Source organism: Pseudomonas sp. KH_024_B2, from assembly GCF_057839965.1.
Window position 1 is genome coordinate 3,555,001 of sequence record NZ_CM174502.1, and the last position, 16,782, is coordinate 3,571,782.

At 57.2% G+C, this 16,782-nt stretch carries 15 protein-coding genes and 2 pseudogenes; 9 read left to right on the plus strand and 8 right to left on the minus strand.

Going from position 1 to position 16,782, the window contains the following annotated elements; translation table 11 throughout:
• Positions 1 to 354: 354 nt before the first annotated feature.
• The 7 genes and pseudogenes from AC3I0A_RS16450 to AC3I0A_RS16480 all read left to right on the plus strand — a co-directional run.
• Positions 355 to 474: pseudogene (locus AC3I0A_RS16450) on the plus strand (AraC family transcriptional regulator); the annotation flags it as partial.
• 97 nt (positions 475 to 571) lie between these two features.
• Positions 572 to 862, plus strand: coding sequence for a type II toxin-antitoxin system ParD family antitoxin (locus AC3I0A_RS16455; protein ID WP_489373134.1), 291 nt, complete (start codon positions 572 to 574; stop codon positions 860 to 862).
• 2 nt (positions 863 to 864) lie between these two features.
• The gene (locus AC3I0A_RS16460; protein ID WP_489373135.1) at positions 865 to 1,221 is read left to right on the plus strand and encodes a type II toxin-antitoxin system RelE/ParE family toxin; all 357 of its coding nucleotides are present in this window, start codon (positions 865 to 867) and stop codon (positions 1,219 to 1,221) included.
• Between the two features lie 35 nt (positions 1,222 to 1,256).
• Complete coding sequence (locus AC3I0A_RS16465; RefSeq protein ID WP_489373137.1) at positions 1,257 to 1,682, plus strand: potassium channel family protein; 426 nt, start codon at positions 1,257 to 1,259, stop codon at positions 1,680 to 1,682.
• Positions 1,683 to 1,808: 126 nt separating this feature from the next.
• The gene (locus AC3I0A_RS16470; protein ID WP_489373139.1) at positions 1,809 to 2,774 is read left to right on the plus strand and encodes a ribose-phosphate diphosphokinase; all 966 of its coding nucleotides are present in this window, start codon (positions 1,809 to 1,811) and stop codon (positions 2,772 to 2,774) included.
• Positions 2,775 to 3,397: 623 nt separating this feature from the next.
• The gene (locus tag AC3I0A_RS16475; RefSeq protein WP_489373141.1) at positions 3,398 to 4,177 is read left to right on the plus strand and encodes an ABC transporter substrate-binding protein; all 780 of its coding nucleotides are present in this window, start codon (positions 3,398 to 3,400) and stop codon (positions 4,175 to 4,177) included.
• 176 nt (positions 4,178 to 4,353) lie between these two features.
• Positions 4,354 to 5,613, plus strand: coding sequence for a D-amino acid dehydrogenase (locus tag AC3I0A_RS16480; RefSeq protein WP_489373142.1), 1,260 nt, complete (start codon positions 4,354 to 4,356; stop codon positions 5,611 to 5,613).
• Between the two features lie 161 nt (positions 5,614 to 5,774).
• Here AC3I0A_RS16480 and AC3I0A_RS16485 read toward each other — a convergent pair whose 3' ends face one another.
• Both AC3I0A_RS16485 and AC3I0A_RS16490 read right to left on the minus strand, forming a co-directional pair.
• Positions 5,775 to 7,130, minus strand: coding sequence for a dicarboxylate/amino acid:cation symporter (locus AC3I0A_RS16485; RefSeq protein WP_489373144.1), 1,356 nt, complete (start codon positions 7,128 to 7,130; stop codon positions 5,775 to 5,777).
• Positions 7,131 to 7,217: 87 nt separating this feature from the next.
• Positions 7,218 to 8,273, minus strand: coding sequence for a tartrate dehydrogenase (locus AC3I0A_RS16490; protein WP_489373146.1), 1,056 nt, complete (start codon positions 8,271 to 8,273; stop codon positions 7,218 to 7,220).
• Positions 8,274 to 8,410: 137 nt separating this feature from the next.
• On the opposite strand from AC3I0A_RS16490, the gene AC3I0A_RS16495 reads away from it, so the two are divergent.
• Positions 8,411 to 9,322, plus strand: coding sequence for a LysR family transcriptional regulator (locus AC3I0A_RS16495; RefSeq protein WP_489373148.1), 912 nt, complete (start codon positions 8,411 to 8,413; stop codon positions 9,320 to 9,322).
• Between the two features lie 118 nt (positions 9,323 to 9,440).
• Here AC3I0A_RS16495 and AC3I0A_RS16500 read toward each other — a convergent pair whose 3' ends face one another.
• Together AC3I0A_RS16500 and AC3I0A_RS16505 are read right to left on the minus strand one after the other, a co-directional pair.
• Positions 9,441 to 11,528, minus strand: coding sequence for a TonB-dependent siderophore receptor (locus AC3I0A_RS16500; protein ID WP_489378521.1), 2,088 nt, complete (start codon positions 11,526 to 11,528; stop codon positions 9,441 to 9,443).
• 389 nt (positions 11,529 to 11,917) lie between these two features.
• Positions 11,918 to 12,205: a hypothetical protein gene (locus tag AC3I0A_RS16505; protein WP_489373149.1), complete on the minus strand. Its 288-nt coding sequence runs from the start codon at positions 12,203 to 12,205 to the stop codon at positions 11,918 to 11,920.
• Positions 12,206 to 12,232: 27 nt separating this feature from the next.
• On the opposite strand from AC3I0A_RS16505, the pseudogene AC3I0A_RS16510 reads away from it, so the two are divergent.
• Positions 12,233 to 12,418 (plus strand): annotated as a pseudogene (locus tag AC3I0A_RS16510) (MMPL family transporter); the annotation flags it as partial.
• Between the two features lie 345 nt (positions 12,419 to 12,763).
• Here AC3I0A_RS16510 and AC3I0A_RS16515 read toward each other — a convergent pair.
• The 4 genes from AC3I0A_RS16515 to AC3I0A_RS16530 form a co-directional block, all read right to left on the minus strand.
• Positions 12,764 to 13,432, minus strand: a complete 669-nt coding sequence (locus AC3I0A_RS16515) for a GntR family transcriptional regulator (protein WP_489373150.1) — start codon at positions 13,430 to 13,432, stop codon at positions 12,764 to 12,766.
• A 107-nt stretch (positions 13,433 to 13,539) separates the two neighbouring features.
• A complete protein-coding gene (locus AC3I0A_RS16520) occupies positions 13,540 to 14,832 on the minus strand; it encodes an aspartate aminotransferase family protein (RefSeq protein WP_489373152.1) in 1,293 nt (430 codons plus the stop codon).
• Positions 14,822 to 15,820 carry a transketolase family protein gene (locus AC3I0A_RS16525; RefSeq protein WP_489373153.1) on the minus strand — a complete coding sequence of 333 codons (999 nt, stop codon included), beginning with the start codon at positions 15,818 to 15,820 and terminating at the stop codon, positions 14,822 to 14,824. The genes AC3I0A_RS16520 and AC3I0A_RS16525 overlap by 11 nt, the downstream gene beginning before the upstream one ends.
• Positions 15,817 to 16,707 (minus strand): transketolase, encoded by an 891-nt coding sequence (locus tag AC3I0A_RS16530; RefSeq protein WP_489373154.1) that lies wholly within the window; start codon positions 16,705 to 16,707, stop codon positions 15,817 to 15,819. The genes AC3I0A_RS16525 and AC3I0A_RS16530 overlap by 4 nt, the downstream gene beginning before the upstream one ends.
• Between the last annotated feature and the right edge of the window lie 75 nt (positions 16,708 to 16,782).

The window sequence follows — 16,782 nt, forward strand, 5'->3', positions numbered from 1 at the left end:
ACCGGAAGTGGGGCGAATTATAGACTTCCAGAATCTGCCGTCAAGCACTGATTCAGATTATCTATCAACAATAGTCTAAAACCGCTGAAGCCCTGCTATATATAGAAGCGCACAAACAATGCAGCGCCCTCCTCCGTAACCTCGTAGTAGGCACCCTTCCGCGCAGATCCGAAGGAAGTCCCGCCCCTGGAACAGCGGAATTGCCCGCCCCGGCCCCAAGCGCTGAATCCGGCGGCCACCCAGTAGGCTGGCCAGGGCCCCACAACACGCCGGCAATCAAGGCCACTTGCTGCGCCGCCATGCCCTGGTCCAGCAGCAAGGGTTTTGAGGTACAGCCAGACAGCGCCGGCAAAGGGAAAGCTGGTGGCCCAAGCGGCCTATCAGGTGGGTTATAAGTTCCCCAACAATTTCTGCGTGGCTTTTACCCGGTTTTTCGGCAAGCCACCCAAATCGGTATTCGGCAAGCGCCGCTGAGCAATCAAATACAAACCCAACGTTATGCTTTCGCAAGTGCAATGGCATAATATGCCAATGATCGAAAATGACTGTTTGTCCTGATCCGGAGCAAACCATGGCGACTCGAAACGTTGTTCTCACCCCTCACCAGGAACAGGTTATCAATGACCTGGTTCAGTCCGGCCGTTATCAGAATGCAAGCGAAGTGATGCGAGAAGGTTTGCGTCTATTGGAGCAGCGCGTAGCCGAAGAGGCTGCGAAAATTGAAGCACTTCGTCAGGCGACCTCGATCGGCATCATGGATTTTGAGCACGGGCGATTCGCTCAGCTAAATGAAGGTGATCTGGAGCAATACCTCGAGGGGTTGAGCCTGGAAGCAACCATCCCGGCGAGGGAGAGACACTGAGCATGCCGCAGTATCGTATTTCCAATGCTGCGCGCGCCGACATTATCGACATACTCAGACTCTCCCAAACGCAATTCGGCGATCAAGCACGGCAGCGATACCAGGCATTGATCCTCACCGCATTGCAAGATATCGCCGGCATGCCACACCGCATTGGAAGCCACTACCGCGATGAGATTGCGCCGGGGCTTCGCAGCTACCACCTCACCTACTCACGTCAGCGGGCAAAACAAATCAATGGAACGGTCAAAAGCCCGCGTCATATCGTTTTCTATCGTGTGGCAAACGACGAAGTGATCGAGGTCGTCAGACTCCTTCATGACGCCATGGAGGTCCAGCTGCACTTGCCTAAAGACTGATCTCAAAAATCGCCCAAAGGGTTAAATGGCTCCCCATGCTTTCGATTACGTTAATCAACACGCTGGTGGTTGTGGTCGTGGTGATCATTCATTACGAATGCTTGATGCGCCTGAATGAATGGCTGCCCAAGCTGAAAGCCTGGAGCCGCTTCAGAATGGTTGTAGGGGTATTCGGGGCACTGGTGGCCCATGCAGTCGAAGTCTGGTGTTTCGCGCTTGCCTATTACCTGATGGCCCGTTCTGGCAGTTGGGGCAGTTTGCAGGGCAACTTCGATGGCTCATTCATGGACTGCGTGTACTTTTCCTTCACCACCTATACCACCATCGGTTTTGGCGATATCTCGCCCATTGGCAACCTCAAGTACCTGACCGGACTGCAGGCGCTGACAGGTCTGGTGCTCATCTCCTGGACCGCGTCATTTCTATTCGTCGAAATGCAGAAGTACTGGAAAATCAAATGATCCGTTTACTGGCGGACGTTTTGTATCGAGGTCCTGCGTCATGGTGCAACCCGTTGACCGCGCTCCTTCCTGTCGTAAAATCGAAAAGTGAGGCGCTCTCCATGACAGCCTCCGAGGAGCCAGAGCATGCTCACCCAACGCCCTCTTCTGTTCGCTCTGCAAGGCAGTGAGCACTACGCGACCCGCGTGGCGCAACGGCTTGGCTGTCAACTGGCCCTTCACGAAGAACGCGACTATGAGGATGGCGAGCATAAATGCCGACCGCTGGAGCCGGTCAACGGCCGCGAGGTGATAGTGTTTCATACTCTGTATGGCGATGACCGACAGAGCGCGAACGATAAACTGTGCCGCCTGCTCTTCTTCTGCGGCGCCCTCAAGGATGCCGGTGCTCACCAGGTCCAGGTGGTGACTCCCTACCTCTGCTACGGGCGCAAGGATCGCCGCACCCAACATCAGGATCCAACAATCACTCGTTACCTGGCGGCCATGCTCGAAGCGTGTGGCGTAGATCGTCTGGTCGCACTGGAGGTCCACAACCCGTCGGCGTTCGACAACGCCTTTCGCATTCCCACATGGAATGTGCAGTGCACGGAATTGTTCGCCGAGTATTTCGCCGGTCTGGTCGGTGATACCGCGGTGGTTGCCGTTTCCCCCGACACTGGAGGTGCCAAGCGCGCCGAACAATTTCGCCAGGCCCTGGAGCGGCGATTGGGCCGCCCGGTCGGCGGTGCGCTGATGGAAAAGCACCGAGATCAAGCCACGCTCACCGGCACGCTGCTGGTGGGCGACATCTTGGGCAAGACCGCGATCATTTTTGACGACCTGATCAGCACCGGTAGTACGCTGATGCATGCTGGCCGTGCCTGCCAGAAGGCCGGTGCCGTCCGCTTGCTCGCCGCAGCCACCCATGGCTTGTTCACCGGTGGCAGTGATCTGCTCGACAGCACGCTGTTTGAGCAGATCGTCATCTGTGACAGCGTGCCACCGTTTCGCCTGCCACCCGACCAGGTGACGCAGCGCTTGCACATCCTCGACAGCACGGAGTTGGTTGCCACGCTCTTGGCTGAAAATGGAGCGTGGTCAGAGGGCTGACCCAACCCCTCCGAGATACCCCGTCCATGAAATGACGACGACAATCCGCTGGCACGCCATGCCGTTGCGCCCGTCATGGGTTGGGCAGACTGCGGTTTAAGCCTTCACAGCCGATTCGGCGCTGACAAGGCAGCTACCCAAGCGCTGCGCGATTCCTTGAACCCACAAAGTAGCAATTCGCCAGCGGCGCGGGAAAAAGGGCATGCCGAACCGCACTTTTTAACAGGGGCAGAGAGTTGATGCGGTATCCACCACGCCAGCATTTTCTATTGTTCTACGCTTGAAATGGATAGCCATAATGTCCACAGATGGGAATACCCAAGTGTCGTAACGGCCCGCCCAGACAGCCAACACATGCTGTTAACGGTTATTTAACAGCTGTTAATGGCCATGTAACAGCTGGCTCTGTCGTTGACTACAGATACTAAAACGTCCACGCTGGATTGGTCATCTGAAGATGACTGTCGCTCGATAACTAGTTATGCCTCAAGCGTACTCAGCCGAATGTGCGCGGGGGATCGATTTTATCTATCTGCCGAAAAGTCACGCCGCTTGAGTTGCGTACAGGTCCTGTTTAGCGCCGCGGTCATTGATCGTATAGGCGCACACAATGGAGAAATATGATGAAAGCACCTCACGTTGTCGCATTGTTTGTAGCGGGATTAATCTCGGTAACGGCCCAGGCCAAAGATTGGGAAAGCATCCGCTTTGGTGTCGCTCCTGGTTATGCGCCGTTTGAGTTTCGTGCTTCAAATGGTGATTTAAAGGGTTTTGACATTGAACTTGGCAACGCGTTGTGCGCACGGCTGAAAGCCAAGTGCATCTGGGTTGAAAATGACTTCGACGGAATGATTCCCGGGTTGGTAGCGAAGAAGTTCGACGCCATCAATTCCGCGATGAATATCACCGAGAAGCGTAAGGAGATGGTGTCCTTCACTGAGCCGCTTTATCACGTACCCACAATGATGATCGCCAAGACCGGCAGCGGGCTGCTACCAACAACTGTCTCTTTGAAAGGGAAACGAGTTGGCGTTCAGCAGGGAACTACCGAAGAGTCCTATGCCAACAAGCATCTTGCATCGAACGATATAAAAGTCGTGACCTATCAGTCTCAGGAACAGGTCTATGCGGACCTGGTCTATGGTCGTCTGGACGCTAGCCTGGTAGATGGTCCGGCTGCAAGTGAAGGTTTCCTCAAACGGTCGCAAGGCAAAGGCTTTTCTTTTGCCGGCGCTGCACTCAATGACGAGGCGACGCTTGGAGTGGGTACCGGTATAGCCGTTCGCAATGAAGATAATGATCTGCGTGAGGCGCTAAACAAGGCATTCAAGCAACTCAAGGCAGATGGTACATATGACACGCTGGTCAAAAAATACTTCGATATGGATATTTCTGCCAGTTAACCAGAACTGATTTCGGCGCTACATGGATTTGACCTAGGGTCAACTATATGTAGCGCTGTTTAGTGCGTCATATTTTACTGCCAAAAGCTCTATCAAGGATTGTGTTCCTGGCATTGGGACAGAACTCTATTCAACTGCACTTCAAGAACAACTGATTCGGCTCCGGGAAGACAGCTATGCATGTCATTGTGTTAGGAAGCGGCGTGGTGGGGACTTCCACTGCTTATTATCTTGCGCGACAGGGAGTGTCGGTCACCGTTCTCGATCGGCAGGCGGGGGCCGGGATGGAGACCAGTTTTGGCAATGCGGGTGAAATTTCCCCGACGTTTTCCGGGCCGTGGGCCGACCCCAGTGTTCCGGGTCAGGTCCTCAAATGGTTGGCGGATCCTCAGGGGCCACTCAGGGTGTATCCGCAGATGGATCTGCATCAATGGCGGTGGCTTTGGCAATTATTGAAAAACTGCACACAAGAGGCTTATGAACTCAACAAGTCTCGAATGCTTTCGCTGGCCATGTATAGTCGTGAGCAATTCGTGGCTTTTCGCGAACAGGGCATCCACCTCGATTACGATGCTCGTCAGCGTGGCACACTGATGCCGTTCCTGCAGAAACAGGATGCGGAAAAAGCCGCACGGGATGCGGCGGTGCTGGCGAAGTATGATCTACCGTTCCAGATGCTCGATCGCGAAGAGGTGCTGGCAATCGAGCCCGGATTGCAATATTCCGATACGCCATTGTTAGGCGGCATGCATTTGCCGCTGGATGAAACCGGAGACTGTTTCAAGTTCACCCGGGAACTGGCCGAGCTGTCGAAGACCCTTGGGGTCACCTACCGTTTTGGAGTGAACATCCGGCAAGTCCTGAGCGACGGTTCCCGTATTACCGGGGTCGAGACGGATCAAGGGCTGGTGACAGGCGATGCGTATGTCCTTGCCTTGGGCAGTTACACGCCATTGTTGACCCGCCCGCTGGGTATCAAATTGCCGGTGTATCCGGTCAAGGGGTATTCGGTGACGGTCCCGGTGATCGATGACGCCAAGGCCCCGCAGTCGACCCTGCTGGATGGCCGCTACCGAACCGGTATCACCCGTATGGGCGAGCGCATTCGCGCGGCCGGTACGGCGGAGCTGTCGGGGTACAACCAAACCTTGCGGCCTGGTCGTTTGGCGATCATTCGCAAGTCGGTGCAAGACCTGTTCCCGGACGGTGGCGATTACAGCAAGGTGGAGTCCTGGACCGGCTTGCGACCGATGACCCCCGACGGTACGCCAGTGGTCGGCCCTACTCGCTTTCCGAACCTTTGGCTCAATACCGGTCATGGGACACTTGGTTGGACCATGTCGCTCGGTACCGGCAAGCTGGTGGCCGATTGGATCTGCGGGCAAAAGCCGGAGATCGAGACCGATGGGCTGATATTGGCTCGCTATGGTTCCTGACTTCAGAGTGTGCTGTTTCAGAAACAACTTACCCACCAGCCCGTGAGGCCATCGCCTCACGGGTTCGCTGTATCGAAAATCTCCTCGCGAACCACAGTCATTTCAGCACGGGTGTCCGCCAGGTTCGGCATTTTTCCGCCCTCGTGAACGCGCCGTACACCTTACCCCTGAGAGGCTTTTTCAAGGCTTGGCAGCAAGGAACTGGCCGCCACCGATGAAGGAGCGCAAATATCCCCTGCCCGCACCGTCTCGGGCTTCTCCTCTTCAACATCGCCATTCAGCGCCTTGTGCATTTTCACTGTGTCCAGCGCTCCGACCCATTTGGCAATGGCCATGGTGCCGACACCGTTGCCGATGGTGTTGGTGATCGCCCGCGCTTCCGACATGAACCGGTCGACACCCAGCAGTAACACCATGCCCGCCACCGGTATGGTGCCAAGGGAAGATAACGTCGCTGCAAGAATGATGAATCCCGAACCGGTGACGCCCGCAGAGCCCTTGGATGTGAACATCAACACCGCCAGTACGATCAACTGATCAGTCAGGGTCAGCGGGGTGTTCGTTGCCTGGGCGATGAAGATGGCGGCGATGGTGTAGTAGATCGCCTGCCCATCCGGGTTGAACGTCAAACCGGAGGGAATGATCATCCCCGCAACGGGTTTGGAAACACCGGCCTTTTCCATCCTGGAAATCATCTGCGGCAACACCGATTCCGAAGAACTGGTGCCCAGTACGGTGAACAGTTCTTCCTTGATGAACTTCAAAAACTTCCACAGGCTGAAACCGCTGTAGCGGCAGATCGGCCCCAGCACAAAGATCACGAACACGGCGCAGGTCAGGTAGACGCAGGCCATCAGCTTACCAAGCGAGAACAGCGAGCCAAAGCCGTATTTGCCGATGGTGAACGCGATTGCGCCGAATGCACCGATGGGGGCCAGACGCATGACCATGTTGACGATGCGGAACATCCCCTGCATCAGGCTATCCAGCGTGTCGACGAACGCTTTCCCGCGCGGCCCCGCATGCGCCAGAGCAACGCCCAGCAGAATGGAGAACAGCAAGATTTGCAGGACGTTGCCCTTGGCGAAGGCATCCACGATGGTGTCGGGGATGATGTTCATCACAAAGTCCATGAACGACGCATGCTTCACTGCGGTGGTGTAGGTGGCCAGGCTGGAAGTATCCAGCGTGGCAACATCGATGTTCATGCCTGCACCGGGCTTGAACACATCGACGACGACCAGGCCGACGACCAGCGCCAACGTGGAGACCACTTCGAAATAGATCAGCGCACGAAAGCCGACTCGACCCAGCTCTTTCATGTTCTCCATGCGTGCAATGCCCGTCACTACCGTCAGGAAGATTACCGGAGCGAGGAGCATTTTGATCAGTTTGATGAACGCGTCGCCCAAGGGTTTGAGCGCCGTTCCGGTTTCGGGAATGAGCACCCCGACGACGGCGCCGAGGATCACGGCGATGAGCACTTGTACGTAGAGTTTGCCAACTATTCTTTTCATGACAGGGCCCTGATTTTTTATTGTTGTCAGGAAATGCCAAGGGGTCGGATCGGTGATCGGCCCCTTGGCGTTGTGCCGCAGCTTGAATCAGCGATTGATCAACTCGATCACCGCATCGGTGATCTGCCGGGTGGTGGCCGTGCCGCCCAGATCCGGAGTATGCAGACCGCTCTCGGTCACCGCCTCGATGGCCGACATCAGGTGTTTCGCCGCGGCCGCTTCGCCCAGATGTTCGAGCATCATCGCCGCCGTCCAGAACGTCGCGATCGGGTTGGCGACGCCTTTGCCGGTGATGTCGAAGGCCGAGCCGTGGATCGGTTCGAACATCGAGGGGAACTTGCGCGAGGGATTCAGGTTGGCCGTCGGCGCGATGCCCAGACTGCCGGACAACGCGGCGGCCAGATCGGACAGGATGTCGGCGTGCAGGTTGGTGGCGACGATAACGTCCAGCGTCGACGGTTTGAGCACCATGCGCGTGGTCACGGCGTCGACCAGTTCCTTGTCGATCCTGACGTCCGGAAAGTCTTTGGCGACTTCGTAGAAAATCTCGTCCCACAACACCATGCCGTGACGCTGAGCGTTGGATTTGGTGACCATGGTCAGGTGTTTGCGAGGACGGCTCTGCGCCAGTTCGAAGGCGAAACGGTGAATACGCTCTACCCCGGCACGCGTGAACACCGACACTTCGGTGGCGACTTCTTCAGGCAGGCCCCGGTGAACGCGACCGCCGTTGCCGGAGTATTCGCCCTCGGAGTTTTCACGCACCACCACCCAGTCGATCTGATCACCATTGAGCAGAGGGCTTTTTACCCCAGGCAGTACACGAGCCGGACGCACGTTGGCGTACTGGTCGAAGCCCTGGCAGATGGGCAGGCGAAGACCCCACAGCGAAATGTGATCGGGAACGTTGAGCGCACCGACAGCACCAAAGAAGATGGCGTCGAAGGTCTTCAGTTCTTCCAGACCACCCTCAGGGATGTAGTAGCCGTTTTTCAGGTAGTTATCGGAGTTCCAGTCGAAGTGTTTGAAATCCAGTTCGAAGCCGGATTTTTTCGACAGGGCTTGCAGCACCTCGACGCCAGCGGCGATCACTTCAACACCGATGCCATCACCTGGAACCGCAGCAATTTTGTATGGGCTCATCATCAACTCCACTCTCGTTACGTTCTTGTTGTGCCTGTCGAACGGGGGTGTTCAATCAGGGTGTGAGCGGAGTATATGTAGTGAATAAAGAGCTGTGAGTTACTCCAAATCACTACATAAATAACTTTGAGTTACGAATGAGCCAGACCCTGGATTTGTCTTTTTTCTACCTGCTGGCCAATAAGGGCAGCCTCGCAGCGACTGCTCGGGAGCTGGGTGTCACACCGCCGGCAGTCAGCAAACGTTTGACCGCGCTGGAAGCTCGACTTGGCATCCGCCTGGTCAATCGCACCACGCGGTCGATGAGCCTGACCTCGGAAGGCGAACTGTATTTCTCCCATGCCGCGCGCATCCTGACGCAGATCGATGAAGTCGAGCAGTTGATCAGCAGTAGTCGGGCGACCCCTAAAGGCTTGATTCGCGTCAATGCATCGCTGGGGTTCGGTCGTCGTTACATCGGCCCTGCATTGGGCGCGTTCTTCGCGCAATACCCGGAGGTGGAAATACAGCTGGAAATCAGCGATCACCCGCTGGATCTGGCGACCCATGGGTTTGATCTGGGCATTCGTTTCGGCACGCTGCCTGACGCTGCCTTCCATGCACGCAAGATCGCGTCCAATCGCCGCCTGCTATGCGCCTCGCCGCTGTACCTGGAAAAGCATGGCGTGCCGCAACGCCTGGCGGATCTACAGCAACATAACTGCATCTTCCTGCGTCAAAACGAAACGCCCTATGGCGTATGGAGTTTTACCAACGGTGGACGCACGCAAAACATCAAAGTGCGCGGAGCGTTAGGCTGCAACGACGGTGAAGTGGCCCTGAATTGGGCGCTGGAAGGCTATGGAATTCTGCTTCGGGCGGAATGGGATATCGCCCGTTACGTGCGCAGTGGTCGCCTGCGCCTGGTGCTGGAGGATCAGACCCCGACCCGCGCGGATGTCTATGCGGTTTACCCGCAACAGTTGCACCTGTCAGCGCGAGTGCGCAGCCTGATTGATTTCCTGGTCGAGCGCTTCAAGCACATCGATAACCTGGATGAGCCGCAATAGTCCCTCGACTGCCTCTTACCATCCTGCCTGAAACGTCGTCGAGGTTGAGGATGACCGCCGCCCCGTTCCGCCCGGTACAAACACCAGCGAAACGGGGCAGCGCATCAATGCACAAGGGTCAGAACATCACACTGGCGCTGAGTTTTGCCGTGCGCGGCTCGCCGACATTGACTGCCAGTTGGCTGCCGGTGGAGGACGGGTAGTACTGTTTGTCGAACAGGTTGTCGACGTTGAACTGCAGCGAGGTTTTGTACCCGAACACCGGCGACTCCCAGCGCACGAAGGCATCGGCCACGGTATAACTGCTCAGCCAGAAATCGTTGGCGTTGTTGGCGGCGCGCTCGCCGATGTAACGCGCGCCGGCGCCGGTATGCCAGGCCCCGAACTCCGCAGGGACGTTCAGGTGATGCGTCAGGTACAGGCTCGCGGTGTGCTTCGGCGCATCGGCAAGGCGATGACCTTCGTCATCCGGATCGTCGAGGATTTCCGTGTGGGTGTAAGCGTAGGTGCCAATCAGGTCCCAGCGCTCGGCCACACGCCCGGTGATGTCCAGCTCCAGGCCCTGTGAACCGACCTTGCCCGCTGCCTCCGAGAGGCTGACGCCATTGACCGTCTGGGTGGTCACGACGTTTTTCTTGACGATGTCGAACAGCGCGAGGTTGATGTTCAGCCCCGGCAGCGGGTCGTACTTGGCGCCGACCTCGTAGCTGCGGCCCTCCTCCGGATCGAAGGTGTGGCCGGCATCGTCGACTTCGGTATTGGGCTTGAACGAACGGCTGTAGTTGCCGTACAGCGACAGGGTATCGGTGGCTTTGTAGACCAGGCCCAGGAACGGCACGAAAGCATCGCCGTTATCGTCGCGGTTGACGGTGTAGCGGCTGCCCAGGCCCTGATCGCTGTACTGATCGTAATGCTGCTGGCGACCACCGAAGACCAGGATCCAGCGGTCATCGAGGTGCCAGTTATCCTTGAAGTACAGGGAGCTGGAGGTCAGCTGGTTGCTCAGGTTGCTTTGGGCGGCGCTGACGAGGCTTGGCTCGGCCAGACGACCATAAACCGGCGACGTGATGTCGAAGCCGGACCGTGCGGCATTACGGTAGGTTTTGCCGCGGAATTGGTCGGACGCTTCGGTGTCCGCACCGATCAGCAAGTCATGGCGCTGGCCGAACAGTTCCTGCCGGCCGATGAAATCCCAGCTGGCGTAGCGGGTCTCATCGTCATAATGAGCGCCGTTGGCAGCACGTCGCAGATTGTTGCCGGTCAACGAATTCGGCTGGGCAATCGAGAGGCTGTAGCGGTCGTTGTTCCAGCCGTAGGTAACGCGGGTTTTCCAATCGTCACTCAGCTGATACTCGAAACGCGCGGTGGCCACTTCACGGATACCGACGCTTTTTGCCCAGCGCTCGTCGAGGCGCTTGTCGTAGTCGATGTCCGCCGGATGACCGTTGGTGAACACGGTGCCGCGGTCGAAGGGGCTGGAATAATCGGTGTATTCGTAGCTCAGGGTCAGGCTGGCGCGGTCGCCGGTCCAGGTCAGCGATGGCGCGACCAGGGTGCTCTCATTCACGCCGTAGTTGCGCCAGTAATCTTCATGGCCGCGTTCGGCAATCAGGCGATAGGCCAGGCCCGTGTCCCCCAGCGGCCCGGTGGTGTCAACGGCCATGGTGCCGCCGCCTTCACTGTAGGCCGAGCCGCTCAGGGTCGTGCTCTGGGTGTATTCAGGTTTCTTGCTGATCACGTTGATCAATCCGCCGGGCTCCAGCGCGCCGTACAGCATCGAAGCAGGCCCTTTGAGCACTTCGATACGATCCGTCGTGGCGCTGAAGTTGTGCCCCAGATTGGAACGCACGCCATCGCGCAGGATCGAGCCGTCATCGTTGGTGCCGAAACCACGCTTGACCAGCGAGTCCCGAGAGTTGCCCAGAGTATTGCTCTGGCTGACGCCGCTGACGAACTTCATGGCGTCGTCCAGCGAACGCACCTGATAGTCGGCCAGGGTTTGTTGGGTTACCACGTTGACCGATTGCGCCTCTTCCTTGATCGGCACGTCACTTTTACTCGCCGTGCTGGCTTGGGAGGTGGTGTAGCTCGTGTCTTGGCTGGTGCGGCTCGCCTGAATATCAGTGGTCGGCAGTTCGATGAGTTCCTGTGCCCACAGAGGACTGGCAAACATAACGCAGGAGAGTGTTGGCAACGCGTGCTTCATGAAGGCTTTGCGGCGGGCAAAGGGGTGGGGATGGCTCAAGACTTCGCGCTCGATGAGTTTATGTTAATGATTCTCATTGTAATGTGCGATGTATTTCCAGTAAATAGCCTCGCGGCTATTAGCGCTCGGGTAATGCCGGTCAGTTAACATAAATCTATGGCAGGACTATCAATTGTGGCGAGGGAGCTTGCTCCCGCTGGACTGCGAAGCGGTCCTGAAACCAGTCACCGCGCTGCTTCTGGTAGAACGCATGCGCCGGTTTACGACCGCTGCGCGGCCGAGCGGGAGCAAGCTCCCTCGCCACAGGTGCAGTGTTCATCTTGGGACCTGCGGAGCTTTTTTCGTTCCTGTGGGAACCACTGAAATTCCGTCCCGAATGGGAATCCGGTTCAACGTACCTGACTACTGGAATTAGTCAGGACTATCTGAATCAGCTTCTCAACTCCCCCCATCAAGAATTTTTCAACGGCTTCGTCCACCAGGCGCCCGTCCTGGATCTTGCCGGCCACGCTGCCAATCACGATCTGCGGATAGACCACCAGCTGCGCCTGGATGGCCCACAGGGTTTCATTCAATTGTTGATGAGCCCGCGCGCCACCGGTAAAGGCCGGCGAGGCGGTAAAGGTCACCCCGGTGGGGTCCAGGCCGAAGATCGCCGGCAGTTTCGGCAACGGCAAATGGGGGAACCACTTGACCCAGTTGGTCAAGCCCTGATGGTCGGCCTGGACATCGGCCTCAAGGTCGCGACCCTGCCGGTGATCGCCTTGGGCGTGGGGATTGGCGTGGACTACTCGCTGTACATTCTCAGCATCACTCTGGCCAACCTGAGGCAAGGCGCAACCTTGTCCAACGCCTACTACACCGCGCTGCTGTCCACCGGCAAAGTGATCAATAATGTGTTGGCTTCCTTCCTCGGCCTGGTCTGCTACTTCGCCTCGCACCTGCCCCCGGCGCTCGACACCTTTGTCGAGCTGGCCACGGCATCGGCGCTGGGTGTTATCGCCGGGCTAGTGGCCAGCCGGTGAAGAAACGCCGGAGAGGGCAGCAGGCCAACAGGAGCCATCTCGATAAGCAAGCATCGTTAGCGGATTAGCCTTATGTCTGCGGTTGCGGCGATGACTTGCCGCAACCTGCTTCCCGGGGGGAACTCAGAGGCTTTCATCGACCCAGCACCGTCGATACAGGCTTGCTGGCAGAACAACCGGGGGGCTTTGAGCTGCATGTGGTGCCTCGCGTCAGCTTTTTTTGCTATCGTCTATAAAGCTCATAATGCTGTCGCCCGCCCTGAGAATATCGTCAGCGATTGCCTTGCGGGCCTTGGCAGGTTTCTTGTCGTGTAATGCTTTAATAAGGGTTAAATGCTCACTGGCGCCGACGTAAGTGTTGTGCCCTTTGCTGTAAAACAGATTCAATATTGGCCCCATGGACACCCACAAACCTTCGATCTGCGCCGTGAGCATCTCCATGCCGGACAGTCTATAAAGGGTAAAGTGGAACTCGCGGTTGTAATGCATTGCACCGACACCATCGTTAAGGTGATCAGCCTCTTCGAATTTCGCGTGCAGCATTTCAAGCTTCGCCAAGTCAGCCTCGGTAACATGACGAGTCGCCAATTCCGCCGCTAAACCTTCCAGGGCAATACGGATGGTGCGAACTTCCAGATAACGGCTGAGCGTCAGCGCCGGCACAGTGGCAAAGCGTCCTGAGCGCAGTTCCAGGCCGCGCTCGCTAACCAGCCGTAAGCAAGCTTCTCGCACCGGAGTGACGCTGGTACCCAAGCGTTCAGCCAGATCCTGCATCACTAGCCGCTCTCCCGGCTTGAAGTTGCCGGCAATCAAGCCTTCACGAATCGAATAATAGGCTCGGGCTGATAAGTTACCTTGTTCCAATGGTTGAATTTGCACGATGACTCCCTAGGTTAATAACTGACGATCTTTCGACCCCACTTATAACATATAACCTATTATCCATGAGTGAAGTAGCCGTCGACGGCTCCGGTCGACGGCGATTTTCAGCGACGAAGCAGACGCAAGTTGTCTTCGATCAGCCCTAGTGTTTCGTCAAGGATGTCCCGCGTATGACTGGCCGACAGGTACAAACGTTTAAGTTGTAGCGGTTGGAAAATTTGCCGTTGCTCGATAAGTCGTCTGCGCAGGGCCATGTCCAGAGCGTCATCATTGCGTAACAGATCGCGATACTGGCTGTAAGGCCCACTAAAAAAGTACAGCAACCATACTGAACCAAAACCGGCACTCTGCGCCGGGATGCCGAGACGCTCGACAATGCCGTCGAGTTGTCCACGCATATACTCGCCGAGGGCAAACAACCGTTCATAGACGCCCTCTTGCGAGAGCGCATCTATCGTAGCCAATACCGCGGCCAGGGTTGAGGGTGTGCCATTGAAAGTGCCGCCCATGAACACACCCCGTTCACCACCCTGTCCGAAACGCTCGAGGAGATTCCGACGGCCCGCCACAAAACCCACCGGATAACCCGATGAGGCCGCCTTGCCGAACGTGGCCAGGTCCGGGGTGATACCCACCAATGACTGGTAACCACCCAAAGCATGGCGGAACCCGGTGATGACCTCATCGAAAATCAGGATCACGCCGTGCTCGGTGCTCAAGCGTCGCAGTGCTTGCAAAAACTCCAGCGTCGCAGCCACCGCGCCCATGTTATGGGCGATCGGCTCAACGATGATTGCGGCTACCTGCCCCGGATTAGCCTTGAGGTAGTTCTCCACGGCTTCAACATCGTTATACGGCAGGATCGTTGTATAACGCGCAGCATCGAACAAGATGCCGTCGGACATTGGATCGTAGCCATCCATCTTGTCCCGGGCACTCTGGCCATTCATCGCCACGTAGTCATGCCACCCGTGATAGCCCCCTTGAAACTTGATGATCCGCTGTGCACCGGTCGCTGCCCGCGCCAAACGCAGTGCGTGATAGGTCGCCTCGGAACCACTGCTGCAAAAGGCGATCTGCTCGGCACAGGGAATAAGCCTGACAAGCGCTTCGGCCGCCTCCACCTCCAGGTCAATGATGCCTGCTCCGATCAGATCGACGCTTTCGCTGACTTCGAAGACTCGATTGCGAATGGACTCTATGCCATGACCCAGAACGTGGGCACCGAAACCACAGTGATAGTCGGTGTATCGCTGGCCATTGGCGTCATAAAGGTACGGACCTTGGGCACGGACAAAAGCATAAGGCTGGCCTAGTTTTCGACTGGGGCTCAGATGCCCCCCGGGTAATACCCGCTGAGCACGGTCATAAAGCGCCTGGTTGAGATCAACCGACATGTTGAGCTCCTTGCGCCAACGCTTCGCGGGCCACGGCTTCGATACCTGCGGCATCCAGTCGATAGTGCCGATAAAGGTGAGTCGGCGGCGCGATCAGGCTGTATTCATCTTGAATGCCGTGCCGCAGCAGACGCGTGCCTTGGCCGACGTCAGCCAACACTTCCGCGACGGCACCTCCGAGCCCGCCGAGCACGTTATGCTCCTCGACAGTGATCAAGAGTCTGGTCTGACGCGCGGCCGTCAGTACCGCCTCGCGATCCAGCGGTTTGATCGTGTGCATATCGATCACGCCAACCGAAAGCCCGCTGGCACGCAGAGCTTGGGCGGCTGCGAGGGTTGGATGGACCATACTGCCAGTGGCGATCAGCGTCAGATCGCGACCTTGCGCGTGAACGATGGCTTTGCCGAACTCGAACAGCATGTCGTCCGGGTAAACATTGGGTTCCTGCCCCCGACCGATCCGAAAATAGATCGGCTGCGGGTGATGGATCGAAGCGCGAATCGCTGCCGCCAATTGCGGACCGTCAGCGGGCGCGACCACAGTGAGGTCGGCAATGCTGCGGGTAATGGCCAGGTCTTCGGTAGCGTGGTGCGAAGTGCCATAAAAGCCCAGGCTGATGCCGGCGTGGTGCCCGATCAAACGGACAGGCAAGGCTGAGTACGCGATATCCATACGAATCTGCTCGCAACAGAGCAAGGCCAGAAAAGAAGCGAAAGTTGCTACGAATGGCATGCTGCCGGTGGTGGCTATACCCGCGGCAGCGGTCACCATGTTCTGCTCGGAAATCCCGAACTGAATGAACAACTCAGGATGCTTTTCAGCGAATCGACCAAGACCGTTGGAGTACTGCAGATCAGCAGTGCCAACGCAGATCTTGTGGCCATCGGCAACCAGGTCGATCAGGCCGTTGGAGAGATAACTCAGGCCAGGAGCGCGAGCGTTGATTTGTCGGTATTGCCAGGTATCGGGACTGACGGGCGCGCTCATTGCACACCTCCTTGGGCTTTGATTTCTTCGATGGCGAGTTTTTCATCTTCTTCGGCCAACCAGCCAAGGTGCCAACCGGGCTCGGTTTCCATGTACTCGACCCCCTTGCCCTTGACGGTCAGGGCGATCACACAGACCGGCTTTTTGCGCTCGGTATCGGCTTTCAATCGCCGCAAGAGACGAGCCACGGCAGCAACGTCGTGCCCATCGACTTCATGCACCTCCCAGCCGAAAGCTCGCCATTTATCACCCAACGGCTCGATGCCAATGATGTCGTCGACCTTGCCGTCAAGTTGATAGCCATTGCGATCGACAATGGCGATCAGGTTTGAGGTTTTGTAGTGCGCGGCAGCCATCGCGGCTTCCCATACCTGACCTTCATGCATCTCACCATCGCCAAGCAGTACGTAAACGTCGAACGCCTTGTTCTGCAAACGCGCGCCCATCGCCATGCCAAAACCACCCGACAACGCGTGACCGATGGAGCCGGAACTGAAATCCACCCCGGCAACTTTGCGCATGTCCGGGTGATCACCCAGCGGATTGCCGAGACGGGTATAGCCATCGAGTACGGATTTATCGAAGAACCCCCAGTCCACCAGAATCGGATAAAGACCGACCGCAGCATGTCCTTTGCCCATCAGAAAACGGTCACGCCCTTCCCACTTCGGTTCGCCGTGACGCAGGCGCATGGCGTCGTAATACAGCGCCGAGAAAATCTCCGCACAGGAAAAAACCGAGGTGTAGTGGCCGACCTTGGCGATGGAAATAAGACGTACCGTTTCCAGGCGTACGAACAGGGCACGCTCCTTTAGGTGGGCGATGTGATCAGGGCTTGGATCGGGCGGCGAGGCCTCACGGGCTGGAGCGGGATTGGCAATCGACATGGCTGCAGTTCCTGAATATTTGTTGTGGGCTTAGCCGTCTTCACGGCCTCCTTCTTACAACTTATAAGATATATG